Annotated in this window: 10 protein-coding genes, 9 tRNA genes, 1 rRNA gene and 3 other annotated features; of the genes, 1 reads left to right on the top strand and 19 read right to left on the bottom strand. The window is 38.2% G+C overall.

The features are described 5' to 3' along the window. Positions 1-68: 68 nt before the first annotated feature. The 4 genes from A5849_RS01000 to A5849_RS01015 form a co-directional block, all read right to left on the bottom strand. The gene (locus A5849_RS01000; protein WP_002314256.1) at positions 69-1973 is read right to left on the bottom strand and encodes a VirD4-like conjugal transfer protein, CD1115 family; all 1905 of its coding nucleotides are present in this window, start codon (positions 1971-1973) and stop codon (positions 69-71) included. 34 nt (positions 1974-2007) lie between these two features. Then, a complete protein-coding gene (locus A5849_RS01005; RefSeq protein WP_086309905.1) occupies positions 2008-4695 on the bottom strand; it encodes a hypothetical protein in 2688 nt (895 codons plus the stop codon). Between the two features lie 44 nt (positions 4696-4739). After that, positions 4740-5054 carry a hypothetical protein gene (locus A5849_RS01010; protein WP_002345603.1) on the bottom strand — a complete coding sequence of 105 codons (315 nt, stop codon included), beginning with the start codon at positions 5052-5054 and terminating at the stop codon, positions 4740-4742. A gap of 98 nt (positions 5055-5152) precedes the next feature. Then, the gene (locus A5849_RS01015) at positions 5153-6577 is read right to left on the bottom strand and encodes a helix-turn-helix domain-containing protein (protein ID WP_002345602.1); all 1425 of its coding nucleotides are present in this window, start codon (positions 6575-6577) and stop codon (positions 5153-5155) included. A gap of 273 nt (positions 6578-6850) precedes the next feature. On the opposite strand from A5849_RS01015, the gene A5849_RS01020 reads away from it, so the two are divergent. Continuing rightward, positions 6851-8275 (top strand): helix-turn-helix domain-containing protein, encoded by a 1425-nt coding sequence (locus A5849_RS01020; protein WP_002320497.1) that lies wholly within the window; start codon positions 6851-6853, stop codon positions 8273-8275. Between the two features lie 90 nt (positions 8276-8365). Here the strand turns inward: A5849_RS01020 and gor are convergent, their stop codons facing one another. From gor to rrf, 15 genes are all read right to left on the bottom strand, one after another. Next, the gene (gene gor / locus A5849_RS01025) at positions 8366-9712 is read right to left on the bottom strand and encodes a glutathione-disulfide reductase (protein WP_086309906.1); all 1347 of its coding nucleotides are present in this window, start codon (positions 9710-9712) and stop codon (positions 8366-8368) included. A 133-nt stretch (positions 9713-9845) separates the two neighbouring features. Further along, entirely contained in the window at positions 9846-11099 is a 1254-nt protein-coding gene (locus tag A5849_RS01030; protein WP_002310597.1) for a U32 family peptidase, read from the bottom strand. Between the two features lie 5 nt (positions 11100-11104). Beyond that, positions 11105-12028: a peptidase U32 family protein gene (locus tag A5849_RS01035; protein WP_086309907.1), complete on the bottom strand. Its 924-nt coding sequence runs from the start codon at positions 12026-12028 to the stop codon at positions 11105-11107. Between the two features lie 221 nt (positions 12029-12249). Continuing rightward, positions 12250-14736, bottom strand: coding sequence for an ATP-dependent Clp protease ATP-binding subunit (locus A5849_RS01040; protein WP_002310599.1), 2487 nt, complete (start codon positions 14734-14736; stop codon positions 12250-12252). A gap of 6 nt (positions 14737-14742) precedes the next feature. Continuing rightward, a complete protein-coding gene (locus A5849_RS01045) occupies positions 14743-15210 on the bottom strand; it encodes a CtsR family transcriptional regulator (RefSeq protein WP_002310600.1) in 468 nt (155 codons plus the stop codon). 135 nt (positions 15211-15345) lie between these two features. Beyond that, positions 15346-15419: transfer RNA gene (locus A5849_RS01050), tRNA-Arg, on the bottom strand. Between the two features lie 57 nt (positions 15420-15476). After that, positions 15477-15550 (bottom strand) — tRNA-Pro (locus tag A5849_RS01055). A gap of 21 nt (positions 15551-15571) precedes the next feature. Next, positions 15572-15645 (bottom strand) — tRNA-Arg (locus tag A5849_RS01060). 10 nt (positions 15646-15655) lie between these two features. Continuing rightward, positions 15656-15741 (bottom strand) — tRNA-Leu (locus A5849_RS01065). Positions 15742-15757: 16 nt separating this feature from the next. After that, a tRNA-Gly gene (locus A5849_RS01070) sits at positions 15758-15829 on the bottom strand. Positions 15830-15840: 11 nt separating this feature from the next. Beyond that, a tRNA-Thr gene (locus A5849_RS01075) sits at positions 15841-15913 on the bottom strand. A gap of 17 nt (positions 15914-15930) precedes the next feature. Then, a tRNA-Leu gene (locus A5849_RS01080) sits at positions 15931-16012 on the bottom strand. Between the two features lie 7 nt (positions 16013-16019). Further along, a tRNA-Lys gene (locus tag A5849_RS01085) sits at positions 16020-16092 on the bottom strand. Positions 16093-16095: 3 nt separating this feature from the next. Beyond that, a tRNA-Val gene (locus tag A5849_RS01090) sits at positions 16096-16168 on the bottom strand. A gap of 13 nt (positions 16169-16181) precedes the next feature. After that, a 5S ribosomal RNA gene (rrf, locus tag A5849_RS01095) occupies positions 16182-16297 on the bottom strand. 106 nt (positions 16298-16403) lie between these two features. Then, positions 16404-16666, bottom strand: a sequence feature (23S ribosomal RNA rRNA prediction is too short). Positions 16667-16685: 19 nt separating this feature from the next. After that, positions 16686-16845, bottom strand: a sequence feature (23S ribosomal RNA rRNA prediction is too short). Positions 16846-16864: 19 nt separating this feature from the next. Next, positions 16865-17010, bottom strand: a sequence feature (23S ribosomal RNA rRNA prediction is too short).

Consider the following 17010-nt stretch of genomic DNA (forward strand, 5'->3'; position numbering starts at 1 on the left):
CATAAAGAAGGAGTTCCAAAAGAACCCCTCTTTCCATTCGTGTAGAGCTGCCGTTCCTACTCCCATAATCAAACTGTTTCTCTCAAGGCTTCCTCGTCATAGTCATCATCAGGCTCTTCTTGATACTCGTCATACAAGTCTTCCTCATCGATCATGTCATCTGATTCATCTAATGTCTCGTCAAAGTCTGAGAGCAATAGTTCATCTGGTTCGTAAGGCAATTCCTCTTGTCCAGGAAGCAACTGTTCCTCTTGCTCGGAAAAATCTCGCGTATACATATATTTCTCTGTGACGTCTCCGAGTTTTTTATAATTCTTGTGTTTAGTGATGTCATATTTTGAAGATAGGAACGGATGGGCTCCTCGAATTTTCAAGATACATTCTTGCCCTTTCAAACTTGCGACTTCGTCAGGATCCATCAGGTTTCTTCCTAGTTTTTGGAAGCTTTCATTGAACGAACCGTTTGCCCCTTTCGTTACACTGATATTTCGTTGTTCGATCGTTTCTTTACCCAATAATTTAGAGATGTATTCATGGGTGCTTTGTTCCATCCCTCCCAAGTATAAGAAGGTGTCACTCGTACCGATGATCGTTTCCCATGTGTTCTTATACAATGTTTTCAGCTGACTGATATTTTGCAAGATCACACTCGTTGAGATTTCCCGGCTTCGAACAACGGAAATGACTTTTTCAAAATCAGGAATCTGGCCAATGTTGGCAAACTCATCTAGAATACAGCGTACATGGACTGGTAGTCTTCCTTTGTATACATTGTCAGCTTTGTAAACAAGCATATCGAACAACTGCTGGTACATCATACTAGCTAAAAAGTTGAAACTTGTGTCTGTATCCGGTAACAAGATATATAAAATAGTTTTCTGATCACCGATTGAATCTAACGCCAATGTATCTTTTGATACCAACTGTCTGACACTTGGAATGTCGAATGGCGCTAGACGTACACCTAAGCTGACTAAAATACTTTTTGTTGTTTTCCCGGCTGATAATTTGAAAATCTTGTATTGTGCAACAGCAAAATTTTGTGGGTCTTTTTGTTCTAATTCTTGAAATAATACATCTAACGGACTGACAAAATTAGGGACATCTTCCTCGATATCAGCTAATCGAACCAATTCGATCACACTTCCCAATGTTCGATCTTCTTCCACGACTTCTTGGATCAAGTAACTGAAAATCGCCATCAACAATGCAGTCTCTGCTTTTTCCCAGAATCCATCTCCACCTTTTTTATCCGGATCGGTTGTATTCTTGATTAAGTTGTTGATGATTTTTAAGATATCATCTTCATTTCTGATATATTTGAAAGGATTATAGTAGTCGGTTGCTTTCCGGTTGATCAAATCAAAAATCTTGATCTTATATCCCGCTTCTTCAAACATTTTTCCTGTCTCCATCAACAATAATCCTTTGGAGTCACTGACAACATAGGAAGAATGCATCTGCATCAGGTTAGGTTTTACATAGAACCGAGTTTTACCACTTCCGGCTCCCCCCACCACGACGATGTTTTTATTACGGTTGAAGTTGTCTCTTTTAGTGATCTTCATTCGACCAGACAAAGACAGACTTTCTGTTTTCGTCAATAAGATATTGAAATCTTTCTTTTTATCAATAAATGGACGGATATCCCCAGCTTTTCCCCAACGTGCGCTTCCGTATTCTTCATTGGGTCTAGTATTTTTAGTATCGAACGTCTTATACAAAACGAATAACACATAGCTAACTCCTGAAACGACACCTACTAGAAGCGACATTTGTTCAAATTCGATATGGGGACTGAATTTCGCAATTTCTGCAAAGCTTTGATTGATTGCTTCCATAATTCGGTCTGCTAGCTCAAATGAAGTAAATTCCTCACTTAAAAACAAAAAAGCGATTCGATTACCGAAATACAAAAGTATACTAAAGACTAAAAAATGAAAACTAAAAACCATAGAACGTGAATTTTTCACATGACTCTCCTTTTCGTTTTTTCTTCTGTTTCATTTATAGAACACTCTGCTCCTTTTTTGGAGTTGGTTGACTGTTGCTTCTGGTACGTGCTGGGCTGTTTCTATTGCTATCATCTTTTCCGTTTTGATTACTTGCTCTGACAACTGCATCTTGTTTTAACTCTTGAAATTGACGTGGCCCTGCTACTGGTGAAACTTGAGAAGGCGCATTTCGATTATTTTCTGTCAATTTTTGATTTATAGGAACTACTTTGTTTGATTCCTTTCCTTGTTCGAGTGATACTTTCTTATTTGGCTCTGCGTGAATCTCTGCTTTCACTTGTTGGTTATCTTTTGAGTGTGCAAACAAGTTGTAGTCTATGGGTCCAAGAGAACCTTGAGAACTTATTGAGCTTCTTTTGGCACCTAAAGCATCCTGAGAAACTACTGAGCTTGTTCGAGAACTATCTGACGAGATGTTTTGTTCTTTTGTTTCTTGCACTTTTGAGTCTTTTGTTTTTTCTTGTACCTCTTTAACTTTCTCTTCTTTTTGATTCGAGAGGTCAAATGAATGAAGTGCTTTTTCTAATTTTTGATCAAAGTTTTTCTCTTCTCTTTTATTCAAATGATTTTCTACTTTTTTCAATCCAAATTTGTCAATCAGTTGCGCCCCGATACCCACAGAAGCCCCCATCAACGCTACAGTTCCAAGAGTAAATATACCGGCCCCAACTAGTCCAGGTGCAATGATTGGCATGAGGAATACAGAAGCCACTGCAATCAACGTACTTCCGCCTACTATGATCGCTAGCGTCTTCCAATTGTTCTTCAAGAAATCTTTCGTTTTGGCTTTCCAATCTTTTTTCGTGGAAGGCTCCAGACTTGGTTCTGCCGTTTTTTCTCCTTTAAGCGTTTCTTTGTCTTTTTCATTTGTCGTTATATCTATTTTCTTTGCTTCTTTTTCTGCTTCTTTTGTTACTTCTTTTGCTGCTTCTGGCTGCTCTTTTTCTTTTGTCAGTCCTTTATTTAGTTCTTCTTTATCTTTCTGAGCTTCGCGTCGATTGGCTATTTTTTTTCTCGCATAATTGATTAATTTAGGGACATAATAACTGGCACAAAAGAAAGAAAAAGCAGTAATCGCAACTGGTGCCGCATAGAGACTAACCGTCAGAGCTGGTAAAATCATCACTGCCCAACTCACAAATAAAGGATATGCCGCCAAAGGCCATAGATGCAACGCTCGGCGGAGCCAACGCATTTTTTTAGAATGTGGGAATAGTTCTTTTTTTAAATCTTTGATATCCATGCTTTTGATCTTTTCGATATCTGTTTTGATCTTGTCTGTATCTGCTTTGATATTTTCAACAGTAGCTGATTGCCCTTTTGGCAGTTGAATCATTTCGGGCTTCCACGTTTTAGGGTCATCTAACTGGATTTTCAGTTTCGCGAGTTCGGCTTCATTTTCTTGGATCTTCTTATCTATCGCATTTAATTCTGGTAAATGTTTCGCTTTTTTAGGAATGATACCAAATATTTCTTTTTGTTTTTCGATCGTCACTTGGAGTAGTTCTTGTCTAGCTTTTAAGTTTTCGCCGATTGCTGTATGTAAAGCATCTTTATTTGATATATCTGGTGTAACTTCCTTGGTTATTTCAGGTGTATCTTGCGTCTTTTTACCACTATCTGGTACGTCTGTCCGAGACTCTCCAGGATCGCTAGCAGCTCTTGGACGAGGTCCATTTTCCCGTTTTTGGCTAGGATTCTCTTGAATGATAACGTTCGGCTCAATAGGATGAGGTGCTTTCTCTGATTTTTGTGTTTCTTGTCTCTGCCATAATTCTTTACTTGGCATAGGAGATGGCACTGGAATACTCGGTTGCACCTTTTCACTATCAGCTCGATGCAGAGGGACACTTTCTTTGACTATTTGGCTAGGCTGCTCTTTTGGGATATCTTCCTTTTTCGGTAACTCTTGTGAAAATTCTTTTGTCTTAGTAGGAACATCTTGAGAACGTTCAATCTTAGCTATTGCCGATATCTGTGATTCGATGACTGCTTTTTCTTCTATTAGTTTTTGGAGCTTTACAATCACCACATTGTTATTCATTTCCCAACTTTTTCTTCGCTCTTTATCCTCAGGTGCTGGAGGCAAAGTGGATTCAATTTTTGTGATTTCTTGTTCTTTTTTCTCTAAATCTCTAGACAAATGTTTTTTTAACTGGGTGGCTTCTATTCTTAGTTTTTCTACTCTTTCCCTAGCTTTATTAGAAGGCTCATTTATTTGATCAAGACGATATTTGTTTTCTGCCACATTTATTCTAGATAAAATCAACATTTCATTTTGATAGCTATCGGTGTTAAGAGCTGGTTTCTCAGGAGCTCCATAAGTAACAGATTCTCTTTGTTGTTCAAGTTTATTTTTATGTTCAGTGACTTTCTGGACCTTTTCCTCTAAAAAATTTTTTTCCTGCTCCATCTCCCCTAAAGGTTGTTTCTTTATGTTATTGATCACAATTTGAAGTTGCTTTTCCTCCGAAAGATAACTATATAGCTTCTGTTCATCAGTTAACGTTTTTATTTTCCCCTCAATTGCTTCTGAAACAGATTCGTTCAACTTATCCATATTGATTTCAATGTTCGGGTCGCGTGGGTTTACGAAGGGAGATGGTTCTTTTGTAAATCGTTCATCTGCCAAGTTGTATTCCAGAAGTTCAAATAACTTTTGATTGATTGGTGTAAGCATCTTTTTTACTTCCTCTCAGATTTTTACTCTATATACAGTTGCGGTTAACGACAAATTGCTTGTTCCTTGTGTAAAATCGGTTCGTTTTTTGACTCATTTGTCTTATCTGCATCCTTGAAAGCTTCTGATATCCGATTGGCAATAGTCCCATATTGTCTATTGTTTTCCCTTGATGATGTAGATGAAATATTTAAAAGATTGCTCTCTCTTTTGTTGGCTTTGCATTCTTTGTAACACTTGTATCCTGCGACTGGTAATAAAACAAGGGTTCTTGCCACGTAATACAATGCTTTGATCATTGAGGCCAATATTCTGAACGTAAAGGATAAAATACAAAATAAACCGATTAACTCTTTCATTTTCGTTCCTCCAGTGTTTTTATTTTTATCTTAACGCTGAAAATTGTCTATACCACGCCTACTTTTTCCGAAATAATAATTTATTGGCAACTCTTTTCTCAAGTAGAATGAAGAAATGTTTCCAAATTATGCCAGAAAGCATCCGTCGGTACTTTAGAAATTTTCAAAATGGCAGAAGATATGCGATTCAAATTCAAATTCACATCGGTCAATACTAGGTCGTATTGGTTGATCAGTGTATAGTCTAAAGAAAAAACATCTTTTTCATAAATATCGATTTTCTTAAAAGAAGGGTACTTATTCAAAATCAAGTTCTTATATAAAATAGGCAGTCCCATTTCTTGTGAACTTAATAACAAAATAGTCCGTTCTTTTAATTTTGGCTCCACTTGATGCAGTAATTCATTCGAAGAGACAATCAGCTCCAACAGTAATTCTTTTAACAAAAGTTCATTTTTCCGTACAGAGGACAAGTTAGAGATAATCAATGCACTTTGATAAGCTTCCCATATCTGGACTTTTTTCTTTAGGATTTTCTTATAAAAGATATCTGCATAGCTGACTTTGAAAAAAGTCAATTCTTTATAAAAGGTAATAAAACTGGTAAAATGCAAAACCTTTTCAGGTGTGACCGTTTCATTGATATTGGAAAGATAATAGAAATGTTTAAGAAACAGTTCTACTCTTCTGAGCATATACTCATCCGTTTCAGCTGGATTGGTAAAAAGCAGACTGAGATATGGACTCAAAATATTTTCTATATTTTCTCTACTGATCACAAATTTATAATTTTGATTAATAAGTGTGCAGAAGACAGTATCACTCTTGATCGTTTCCATAATTGAATCAACGACAGCTGGTCGATCTGCCAGTTCCTCTTTAGGAATCAGATGGTCGTTCCCGATTCGAATGATCGAAGTAAAAATATAATAGACTGTATAAATGATTTTAGAAGAGCTAGCATCCCGTCCTTGCTTGATCAAACAGCGTTTCAACATTTTATAAATCATTTCAAAATAAGGAAGATCTTTTTCTTTGCAGATTTCTTTGAACATACTTGAGAAAAATTTGCGAATATAGATTTCATCACCGATGATTTGAAGTCTGGTGGTTAAGATGATTTGTATATCTAATCTTTCTTTTGAAAAGTACGTATTTATTTTGGTAATGATTCTCCTGACACTTGTCTTACTCAAAAATAATTTAGCTGAAATCTCAGTTAGTGATGGTTCTGAAATCAGAATGTATTTTAAGACTTCTATATAGATAGAATTATTTAGGATCTTGATAAAAATATCATCTAAATTGAGGTTACTGGGTATTTTCAACGTTACTTCTTTATACTGATTGACCTCGATGTACGCAGGAAAACAAGAAGAATTAAAATTATCAATATCTGCAATAATTGTTTTATCCGTTACTTTTAGCTCTTCCGCAAGGTCGTTGATCTCAGCCATATCCATGCTTAACAAGCAGATCAGCATGATTTGTCTCTCTAGTTGCTTTTCTAAAAATCCTACCATTTTTTTCTTCCCCTTTTCTCGTTTGCTATTAAATCTATCCTACAGTTATTTACGCTAGAATTTTAGATGTGTATAAGAGACAGGGTCAAAGCATTCTGTTTTTGCTGTTTATTCTGCCTGTTGCTTAAAATTGTTGAACAAACATACAAATGAATCAATTTTCTCTATAACGTGGGATAATGATTAAGAGCGACTGAAAAGAAAGGAAGTGAAGGAGCGTTTTATCTATTATTTCTTAAAAACGCAGTTGGAAATATGACAGAAGATATAACTATGCTTGAAAAATTATCAGAAAGACAGTTAAGATTAGCCATGCTTTTGAGTATGGATTCATTTTATTTAGAAGACTTAGAGAAGAAAATTGCTGTAACAAAAAAAACACTCTTATCTGATATTGCCGCATTTAATTTTGTTCATTCTCCGGCATCTATTCATATCGACGAGCATCAGAAAGTTTCTTTGAGATTACCTTGTGAATATAATTTAGAAAGCATCACGAGTACTATCTTAAAACATTCAAGCCATATACAAGTGTTGAAAATCATTTTGATGCAAGAACCTTGTATTGCTAAACTAGCTGATCAGTTATTTATGAGTACAGCAAGTATTCGCAGAATCATTATGTTTCTGAATGAATCCTTTCAAAAGCGAGGATTTCTTTTTAGAATCCACACTACTCCATATGTACATATTCAAGGTGAGGAGAGACAAATACGTTTTTTCTACTGCAGTTTATTCGAGGAGATCTATACACCGGATCAACTTCCTCATTACCAAATATTGTCTGCAGCTATCAAACGATACATGAAACTTTATCCTCCATTAAACAAACTATCTGTCCACAAACAGCTGTTTTTGATTTATTATTTTTTGATTTCTATTATCCGGCTCGGAAAGAAACATAGATTATCCGATCAGTTGAAAAGCCAACCTCTCGAAATGGATATTGATTTATTTTTTGAGCGAACGAAAAATAACGTTACATTTTGCTCCGTTATGGAGAAAAATTATCATTTCTATTTAACTAAAGAAACAGCTAGTGAACTTTTGCGTCCAATCAGCCAGATGATCCATTTTGCTTCTGTAAAGGCGCCAGCTCATGAAATCAAAAAATTAAGAAATTTGTCACAAAATTTCTATCGTTCTTTATCTACTGATACGATGTTATCTGATCAGCAATTAAATTACTTGTATCATTTGATTTCTTTCAAGAAGGAGTTTTTACCTTTTCTAACCAATTCCTTTAAACAATTCTTTGTGATCGTCTTGAATTCGGATCCACTCATTCTTTCTTTTTATGAACAAGCATTAGTGGAAGAAAATTATTCGTTTATTCTAACCAATCGTCTATTATATGAAGAATTGCTGGAAGAACTGGTTTTGCTGTCTCCAGCTCTTATTGATCGAATCATTCCAAAAAAAAAGACATATACAGTCATGATCCTTTCTTCTCAAGAACCGAAAGTTTGTTTCTTATATAAGGAATTGTTAACTAAAAAATTTCCTGAGATAAAAGAAATAAAAGAATATCAGGATAGCTTTTTTGATTTGAACTATCGGTTGATCAATCAATATGATTTGGTTTTGACCGACTTTCCTTTAGATAGGAATCAGCTGAATACGAAGATAATCAAAATATCCAACTTCCCTGCTTATTCGTTTTGGGAAAATATCGAAGCCATCTTACATAAACAATGAAAAAATAAAAAGCCCGAAAATCAGTATACAGATTTTCGGGTTTTACATTGGTTTATTCAATAAAAAGCTACTAGAACTGCTAGTATTAAATTATCGCATCGTTACGAATTCTTCCGCTCCTGTTGGATGGATGGCTACTGTATTATCAAAGTCTTCTTTAGTTGCCCCCATCTTGATAGCCACAGCAAAACCTTGTAGCATTTCATCGACACCTACACCAATGGCATGCAAGCCGACAATTTTTTCTTCTTTTCCGACGCAAATCAATTTCATTTCGCATTTTTGGCGATATTCATTCAAAGCAAAGTACATTGGAGTAAAGCGTGAACGATAAACTTTCAGGTCATTTTCTCCGTATTTTTCCAATGCTTCTTCTTCTGTCAATCCAATCGTTGCAATTGGTGGATGCGTAAAGACGACTGTCGGAACAAGATTATAGTCAAGATAAGAATCTTTCTTCCCATTAAACAAACGTTCCGACAAACGTCGGCCAGCTGCGATTGCAACAGGAGTCAAATCTAATTTACCGATCACATCACCAACCGCAAAAATATGTTCATCCGTTGTGTTCTGGTATTTATCTACTTTAATAAATCCTTTTTCGTCCAATTCGACATTTGTATTTTCCAAACCTAAATTTTCAGTATTCGGCACACGCCCGCCTGCAAAAAGGACACAATCACCAGTTAAGGTTTCGCCATTTTCAAATAACACCGTGTATTCGTCATTGTTTTTAGTGATTTCTTTAGCCATATGATGTGCGTAAGTCTTGATCCCAGCTTCTTGGTACATTTGGATCAGATTGTCCGAAAGCATTTTATCAAACGTTCTAAGTGGACGTTCTTTTCGGTATGCCCACATGACTTCACTACCTAAACCACGAAATACACCTGAAAGTTCAGCTGCGATGTATCCAGCACCTAAAACGATTGCTCTCTTAGGTAATTCCCTTAATTCAAAAAATCCATTTGAATCAATGGCGTACTCACCACCAGGAATGCCCATTTTGCTTGCACGGCCTCCAGTCGCAATCAAAATTTTAGGCGCATGATAAGTTTCACCGTTTACTTCAATCGTTTGACTATCGATAAAAGTAGCATATCCTTTTATAGCCTCGACATGATTGCTATCTAATCCTCTTTGGTAAGCACCGTGTAGAAAATCAATATATTTTTCTCGTCTTTCTACTGGACCAGCGAAATCAACACTTTTTAAATCTGCTTGGATGCCGTAACTTGGAGCATCGCGTTCAATTGTTTCCAAAATCGTACTTGCTTGCCACATGACTTTTTTAGGTACACAACCGACATTGACACAGGTTCCGCCTAATTCATTTGCCTCAATCAGCAAAACTTTTGCGCCATGCATCCCTGCTCTGTTTGCTGAAGCAATACCGCCAGAGCCGCCACCAATTACGATGTAATCATATATTTGCATTTTGTTCCTCCTTATTGAAGAGATCAATCAAAACCTTTATTTAACGATCCTTTTTCTACAGAAAACAAGTGTAACACTTTTCTTAGATTTTGTATGCGAAGATGCTTGAAACAAAGATGTATCAGCTTTTTCTTTATTTGCGTTTCCGGATCATATCTCCAGGTTTCACTGGTTGTGCAACTGGCATGGCCAAAACCATCATTGGATTTGGTGCTCGGTCAATGGATTCCCCTTCTTCATTATGCATGATTTCGACTGTTTGACTGAAATGACTGAATCCTGGACCATAAAATTCGATTTCATCCCCTACAGAGAATAAGTTTCTCTGACGTATCGTAGCAATCTGTGTTGCCTCATCATAAGATAATACTTCACCGACAAATTTATATACTGGGATTTTACGACGTTCACCAAATAATTGCTCGTTTTCAGTTGGTGTATTGTAATAAAAGCCTGTAGCTAACTCTCGTTGTGCCACTTTCCATAACTCGTCGATCCATTCTTGTTTGCAGACATAGTTTTCAGGATCTTCCATATAGCTGTCTACAGCTGCTTTATAGACATTTGACACTGTAGATACATAATGGATCGATTTCATTCTTCCTTCGATCTTGAAGCTGTCTACGCCGTTTTCAATCAATTCTGGAATATGCTCGATCATGGACATATCAACTGCACTCATCGAGAATTCTTCTTCAATTTCTCCTGTATCAGTCAAACTATTTCGTTCTTGACCAAAAGGCATATCGAACAATCCATATTTCCAGCGACAAGATTGAGAGCATCCGCCACGATTCGCATCTCGCATTGACATATGGTTGGACAATGTGCAGCGACCAGAATAAGAAATACACATGGCTCCATGAATAAATGCTTCGATTTCGATATCCGTATTTTTACGGATTTCTGCCACTTCCTCCATTGAAACTTCACGAGCTAAAACGACACGTTCCAACCCTTCCTCTTTCCAGAATTCCAATGTCTCAAAATTGGTTGCTGAAGCTTGAGTAGATAAATGGATCGGCAGACCTGGAGCTTCTGTCGCGCAAATTTCGATCAAAGCTGGATCAGAAACGATCACTGCAGAAATACCGACATCGCGCAGACTACGGAAAAATTCCCCAGCGCCTTCTTCATTTCCTTCATGGGTGACCATATTAGCAGCAACGTACACTTTTGCATCGTGTTCTTTTGCAAAAGCAACCCCTTCAGCCATTTCTTCATAAGTAAAATTACCTGCACGGCTTCTTAAACCATACGCATTTCCGCCAATATATACTGCATCTGCTCCATAATGGATCGCTGTTTTTAACTTTTCCAGTGTTCCTGCTGGCGCTAAGATTTCTGGACGTTTCAATTTTCTTTTTACTGTCATTTCATTCATCATACTCCTTATTTGATAGCAGAAGGATCAATATAAAAGAATCCTGTATCTAATTCCCGGTTTTCAGGATGCAATTTGTTGATTTCGCTCGTCAATTTTTCTGCTTTTTCTTGATTCCAGCTACCTTCTAAAATTTGTTTTTTTGCTTCGGCGAATAGTTGAGTGATAGTCACGAAATTTTCGCCTGGAGTAAATAACCCGTCCAATTTCCATGTACGGTAATGATGCTGATAAAGTTCATTCAATTCATTCGAGAGATTTAGATCATTACTGGCAAAAATATGTGTGCCATGACTATCTTCATAAATAGAATAATGTGTCTCTTCTTTTTTTGGTTTCGAGATAAAAAGACCTCTTTCACGATCTTTTTGTTCGTCTTGCTTCGTATAGTTATAGTAATTCTGTAGCAGTGGACGTTTGGATTGATGGATGCATGTAGCACCATACACAAGGATTTCTACAGGAATGTCGAGTTTTTCTTCCATCGCCTTCATCTCTTCAAAAGGAACTTCACGAGCAAGTACTGCGCCAACTGCGCCTTTTTTCGCCCAGAAATTGATTTGACGTGCACTCGTTACTAATGTTTCAGCATCATAAATATACGGTATACGCAATTCAGGATTCTTTTTCATCGTATAAATGATACCTGTATCACCAACTGTGATCACATCTACGTTTATTTCTTTTAAAAAAGCCAAATATTCAGGTACATTTTTCATTTTTTCAGGATGAATGATCCCATTTACAGCAATATTTGCTTTTTTACCATGCTTGTGTGCTAATTCTACTAATTGTCGCTGTTCTTCTCGTGTGAACGAAGCAGGCAGACGCAATCCAAATTGCTCTTCACCGAAATATAGTGTGTCTGCACCTGCAGCAAGCAACTGTTCTGCTTGTTTGATAGTCTCTACTGTGGTTATGAGTTCGATCATAATTTCCTCCTCCTACAACTTCATAATAGTAGCATAGCTCTAAAAACTTTCCAATACTTCTTCTATTTAAAGTCGGATTTTTGAAAATTATTTCACAAAAAGTCAAAATAAAGTTCGATATATTCTGTCCAAATATAAAAAGAGATTGTGACAAAAATCTTGTCACAACCTCTTAATCAAGTCTTACTATTATAAAAATTCAGCTAACACAGACCGAGTACCTATAGGGAACCTACTGTTTCCTTTTTAGGCCCGCGAACATTCAATGTGATCTTTCCTTTTGATGCACCTACTGTTACGTGGTCACCTAAGCGAATCTCTCCGCCAAGCAATGCCTCGCTCAATCGATCTTCAATTTCTTTTTGAAGTGCGCGACGGATTGGACGTGCACCATATTCAGGATCAAATCCGGCTTTCCCAATCACATCGATTGCAGATGGGGTGATTTTCACTTGAATATCTTGTTCTTTCAATCGCTTGATAATCGCTTTACTCATGATTTGGACGATTGTATGGATTTCATCTTTACTCAATGAATGGAAGACGACAGTCTCATCAATTCGATTCAAGAATTCAGGTCGGAAAGCTTTCTTTAACTCTTCTAAGATACGTTTTTGCATGGCTTTGTGATCCTTCGTGACATCTTGGACATTAAATCCGACATTTTTTTCTTCTCGAATTTGTGTCGCTCCGATATTTGAAGTCATAATCATGATCGTATTTCTAAAGTCCACTTTTCTACCTTTAGAATCTGTTAAATGACCATCATCCAATACTTGCAGAAGTAAATTGAAAACATCTGGATGTGCTTTCTCCACTTCATCTAAGAGAATCACTGAATATGGTTTTTGACGAATTTTTTCTGTCAACTGTCCACCTTCATCATACCCTACGTATCCTGGAGGAGATCCGATTAATCGGCTTGTACTGTATTTTTCCATAAATTCTGACATATCAACACGGATCAGGGCATCTTCGCTTCCGAACATGACTTCTGAAAGTGCTTTGGCCAACTCTGTTTTTCCGACACCAGTTGGTCCAAGGAACATAAATGATCCAATTGGACGGTCAGGATCTTTCAAGCCGCTTCGTGCACGACGAATGGCGCGTGAAACTGCTTTGACAGCCTCATCTTGACCAACCACCCGTTCATGCAGGAGACCTTCCAATTCTAACAAACGTTCACTTTCTTTTTTCTCCAACTGCTGTAGAGGGACACCAGTCCACTCCGATACAACTGTAGCAACATCTTCTTCCGTTACACGATCAGAATATCCTTGTTCTTGTTTTGCTTCGATTGCAGAAACTTTTTGTAGCTTTTTACGTAGTGCTTTTTCTTGTCTACGTAATTGCGCAGCATTTTCAAAGTCTTGTTTTTGGATCGCTGCTTCTTTTTCTTGTACTAATTCATCAATTTCTAATTTGATTACAGTTGATTTTGTTAAGTGATCGGTTTGATCCAAACGGACTTTCGCCGCTGATTCATCAATCAAATCAATAGCTTTATCAGGTAGTTGACGAGAAGTGATATAACGAACAGAAAGATTAACTGCTGCCCGCACAGCTTCATCTGTAATCTCTACCCCGTGGTGCTCTTCATATCTTGAACGCAATCCTTGAAGAATCTCTTCCGCTTCTTCAGGAGTTGGTTCATCTACTTGAATTCGTGCAAAACGCCGTTCTAATGCAGAATCTTTTTCGATATATTTTTGATATTCATCTAGAGTCGTTGCTCCAATCGTTTGTAATTCTCCTCGAGCTAACGCCGGTTTCAAGATATTCGAAGCATCAATTGCTCCTTCTGCGCCACCTGCACCAATTAAGGTATGCAATTCATCAATGAACAAGATTACTTGACCATCATTATAGATTTCGTCAATGACTTTTTTCATTCGATCTTCAAATTCACCGCGGTATTTCGTACCAGCAACCAAAGATCCCATATCAAGCATCATCAGGCGCTTTTCTTGCATGTCTTCTGGTACTTCACCTAAAATGATTTTTTGAGCTAACCCTTCAGCAATGGCTGTTTTACCTACGCCAGGTTCACCCACCAATACAGGGTTGTTCTTTGTCCGTCGGCTAAGAATCTGGATAAGCCGTTTCACTTCTCTAGAACGTCCAACAACTGGGTCCAACTTGTTTTCTTTTGCTAATTTCGTTAAATCACGTGCTAATGAATCTAGTGTAGGCGTGCCTTGTGGTGTTTGCCGTTTATCTTGTATATTTCTACGACGATTCATTCCCTTTCCACCCGAATCACCAGCTAGTCCCATTTTTTGTTTCAGAACTTGTCGGGCTTTTGAAAGGCTGATACCTAAGTTGATCATAATTCGAGTAGCCATGATACTTTCATCTTTTAATAAGCTCATCAAAATATGTTCTGTTCCAACTTTTTGAGAACCCGTTTTCTTTACTTCGCTACTAGCTAAAGCAAAAACTTGTTTCATTCTTGGAGAATATGGAAGAAAGACTCCTTTAGGGTAAGAACGGATACCGCCATAACCAATCAGATGTTCAATTTCTTCATAAATTTCTGTCTCATTCAAATCCATTTCACGTAATACTTTTCCAGCAATTCCATTTTGTTCAACTACTAACGCTAGTAAAACATGCTCTGAACTAACTGATTGATGTTTCAATCGTTTTGCTTCTTCTTGTGCAATTTCTAATACCGCTTGGGCTCTTTCAGTAAAAAGTTCTTCCATCTAATCTCACTTCCCATCTTCATAACTTAAACGTTCCAGAAATGCTCGGAGAATCCGAGCACGTGTATGATCTTCAAATTCATTGAAATTCAATGTGTTTTTTGCAATTGCACTTAACATCAAGTTTCCTTCTTTTTTTGTAATTATTTGGTCTTCATAAAGTTTTTGAATAATAGCAAAAGCATTTTTCTCACTGATTGTATCATCAAACAACTGATTTATCTGCTCAAGTAACTGTTTTTTATCTGATATTCTTACTTTCGCAATTCGTATATAGCCGCCACCCCCGCGTTTGCTCTCTACTAAATAACCGCGTTGGATGGTAAAACGGGTATTAATCACATAGTTGATTTGTGAAGGAACACAGTTAAAGAGGTCTGCCATTTCAATCCTTCGAATCTCGATCATTTCACTATTTTCCAGAATTTTCTTTATATATGATTCAATTAAATCCGAGGTATTCTGATGTGCCATCTTATTCATTCCCTTTGACTAATATTGACCTTAATTATAACGAATTTGGTAATAGAAAGAAAGAAGAACGCTTTTTGTTAAATAAATCCTTTAGAATCAACAAAAAAAAATACGGAATATGCTATTCCGTATCGACGCGCCCAAGAGGAGTCGAACCCCTAACCTTTTGATCCGTAGTCAAACACTCTATCCAGTTGAGCTATGGGCGCATATTCAATTTAAAAAAATTATAAATCATTTGAAAACAAAAAGCAAGATAAAAAAAATCGGGAAGACAGGATTCGAACCTGCGACCCCTTGGTCCCAAACCAAGTGCTCTACCAAGCTGAGCTACTTCCCGTTTAAAAAATAAAAAAGACTACGCGCCCAAGAGGAGTCGAACCCCTAACCTTTTGATCCGTAGTCAAACACTCTATCCAGTTGAGCTATGGGCGCATATTTGAAATGCCGAGGACCGGAATCGAACCGGTACGGTGATCACTCACCGCAGGATTTTAAGTCCTGTGCGTCTGCCAGTTCCGCCACCCCGGCGCGATTGCTTTGGCAAAGCGGAAAACGGGGTTCGAACCCGCGACCCCCACCTTGGCAAGGTGGTGCTCTACCACTGAGCTATTTCCGCGTGTTTAAAGATGCCGGCTAAAGGACTTGAACCCTCGACCCTCTGATTACAAATCAGATGCTCTACCAACTGAGCTAAGCCGGCATGTAAAACTTAAATTATGCGGGTGAAGGGACTTGAACCCCCACGCCGTAAGGCGCTAGATCCTAAATCTAGTGCGTCTGCCAATTCCGCCACACCCGCAAAAATATGAGCCGTACAGGGCTCGAACCTGTGACCCTCTGATTAAAAGTCAGATGCTCTACCAACTGAGCTAACGGCTCATATGGAGGTTAACGGGATCGAACCGCTGACCCTCTGCTTGTAAGGCAGATGCTCTCCCAGCTGAGCTAAACCTCCATGGATAACTTAAGCGTGGCGACGTCCTACTCTCACAAGGGGCAACCCCTCACTACAATCGGCGCTAAGAAGCTTAACTTCTGTGTTCGGCATGGTTACAGGTGTATCCTTCTCGCTATCGCCACCACACTGTGGTGTTATCTTTTATTGAGTAAATTTTGTTCACTCAAAACTGGATTTGAAGTCATATAAGTTTTTGCCGAGTTCTTTTCTTTTTAACCTATTGGTTAAGTCCTCGATCGATTAGTATCAGTCCGCTCCATACATCACTGTACTTCCACTCCTGACCTATCTACCTGATCATCTCTCAGGGATCTTACTTTCTTAAAGAAATGGGAAATCTCATCTTGAGGTGGGCTTCACACTTAGATGCTTTCAGCGTTTATCCCTTCCCTACATAGCTACCCAGCAATGCCCTTGGCAGAACAACTGGTACACCAGCGGTAAGTCCATCCCGGTCCTCTCGTACTAAGGACAGCTCCTCTCAAATTTCCAACGCCCGCGACGGATAGGGACCGAACTGTCTCACGACGTTCTGAACCCAGCTCGCGTGCCGCTTTAATGGGCGAACAGCCCAACCCTTGGGACCGACTACAGCCCCAGGATGCGACGAGCCGACATCGAGGTGCCAAACCTCCCCGTCGATGTGGACTCTTGGGGGAGATAAGCCTGTTATCCCCAGGGTAGCTTTTATCCGTTGAGCGATGGCCCTTCCATGCGGAACCACCGGATCACTAAGCCCGACTTTCGTCCCTGCTCGACTTGTTGGTCTCGCAGTCAAGCTCCCTTCTGCCTTTACACTCTTCGAATGATTTCCAACCATTCTGAGGGAACCTTTGGGC

It is taken from the genome of Enterococcus sp. 10F3_DIV0382, assembly GCF_002140245.1.
In the GTDB taxonomy this organism is placed as follows: domain Bacteria; phylum Bacillota; class Bacilli; order Lactobacillales; family Enterococcaceae; genus Enterococcus_B; species Enterococcus_B lactis.

Coding starts and splice junctions, on each gene's coding strand:
- A5849_RS01005 (WP_086309905.1), bottom strand. CDS start 4,695: ATGCTTACACCAATCAATCAAAAGTTATTTGAACTTCTGGAATACAAC.
- A5849_RS01010 (WP_002345603.1), bottom strand. CDS start 5,054: ATGAAAGAGTTAATCGGTTTATTTTGTATTTTATCCTTTACGTTCAGA.
- A5849_RS01015 (WP_002345602.1), bottom strand. CDS start 6,577: ATGGTAGGATTTTTAGAAAAGCAACTAGAGAGACAAATCATGCTGATC.
- A5849_RS01020 (WP_002320497.1), top strand. CDS start 6,851: ATGCTTGAAAAATTATCAGAAAGACAGTTAAGATTAGCCATGCTTTTG.
- gor (WP_086309906.1), bottom strand. CDS start 9,712: ATGCAAATATATGATTACATCGTAATTGGTGGCGGCTCTGGCGGTATT.
- A5849_RS01030 (WP_002310597.1), bottom strand. CDS start 11,099: ATGATGAATGAAATGACAGTAAAAAGAAAATTGAAACGTCCAGAAATC.
- A5849_RS01035 (WP_086309907.1), bottom strand. CDS start 12,028: ATGATCGAACTCATAACCACAGTAGAGACTATCAAACAAGCAGAACAG.
- A5849_RS01040 (WP_002310599.1), bottom strand. CDS start 14,736: ATGGAAGAACTTTTTACTGAAAGAGCCCAAGCGGTATTAGAAATTGCA.
- A5849_RS01045 (WP_002310600.1), bottom strand. CDS start 15,210: ATGGCACATCAGAATACCTCGGATTTAATTGAATCATATATAAAGAAA.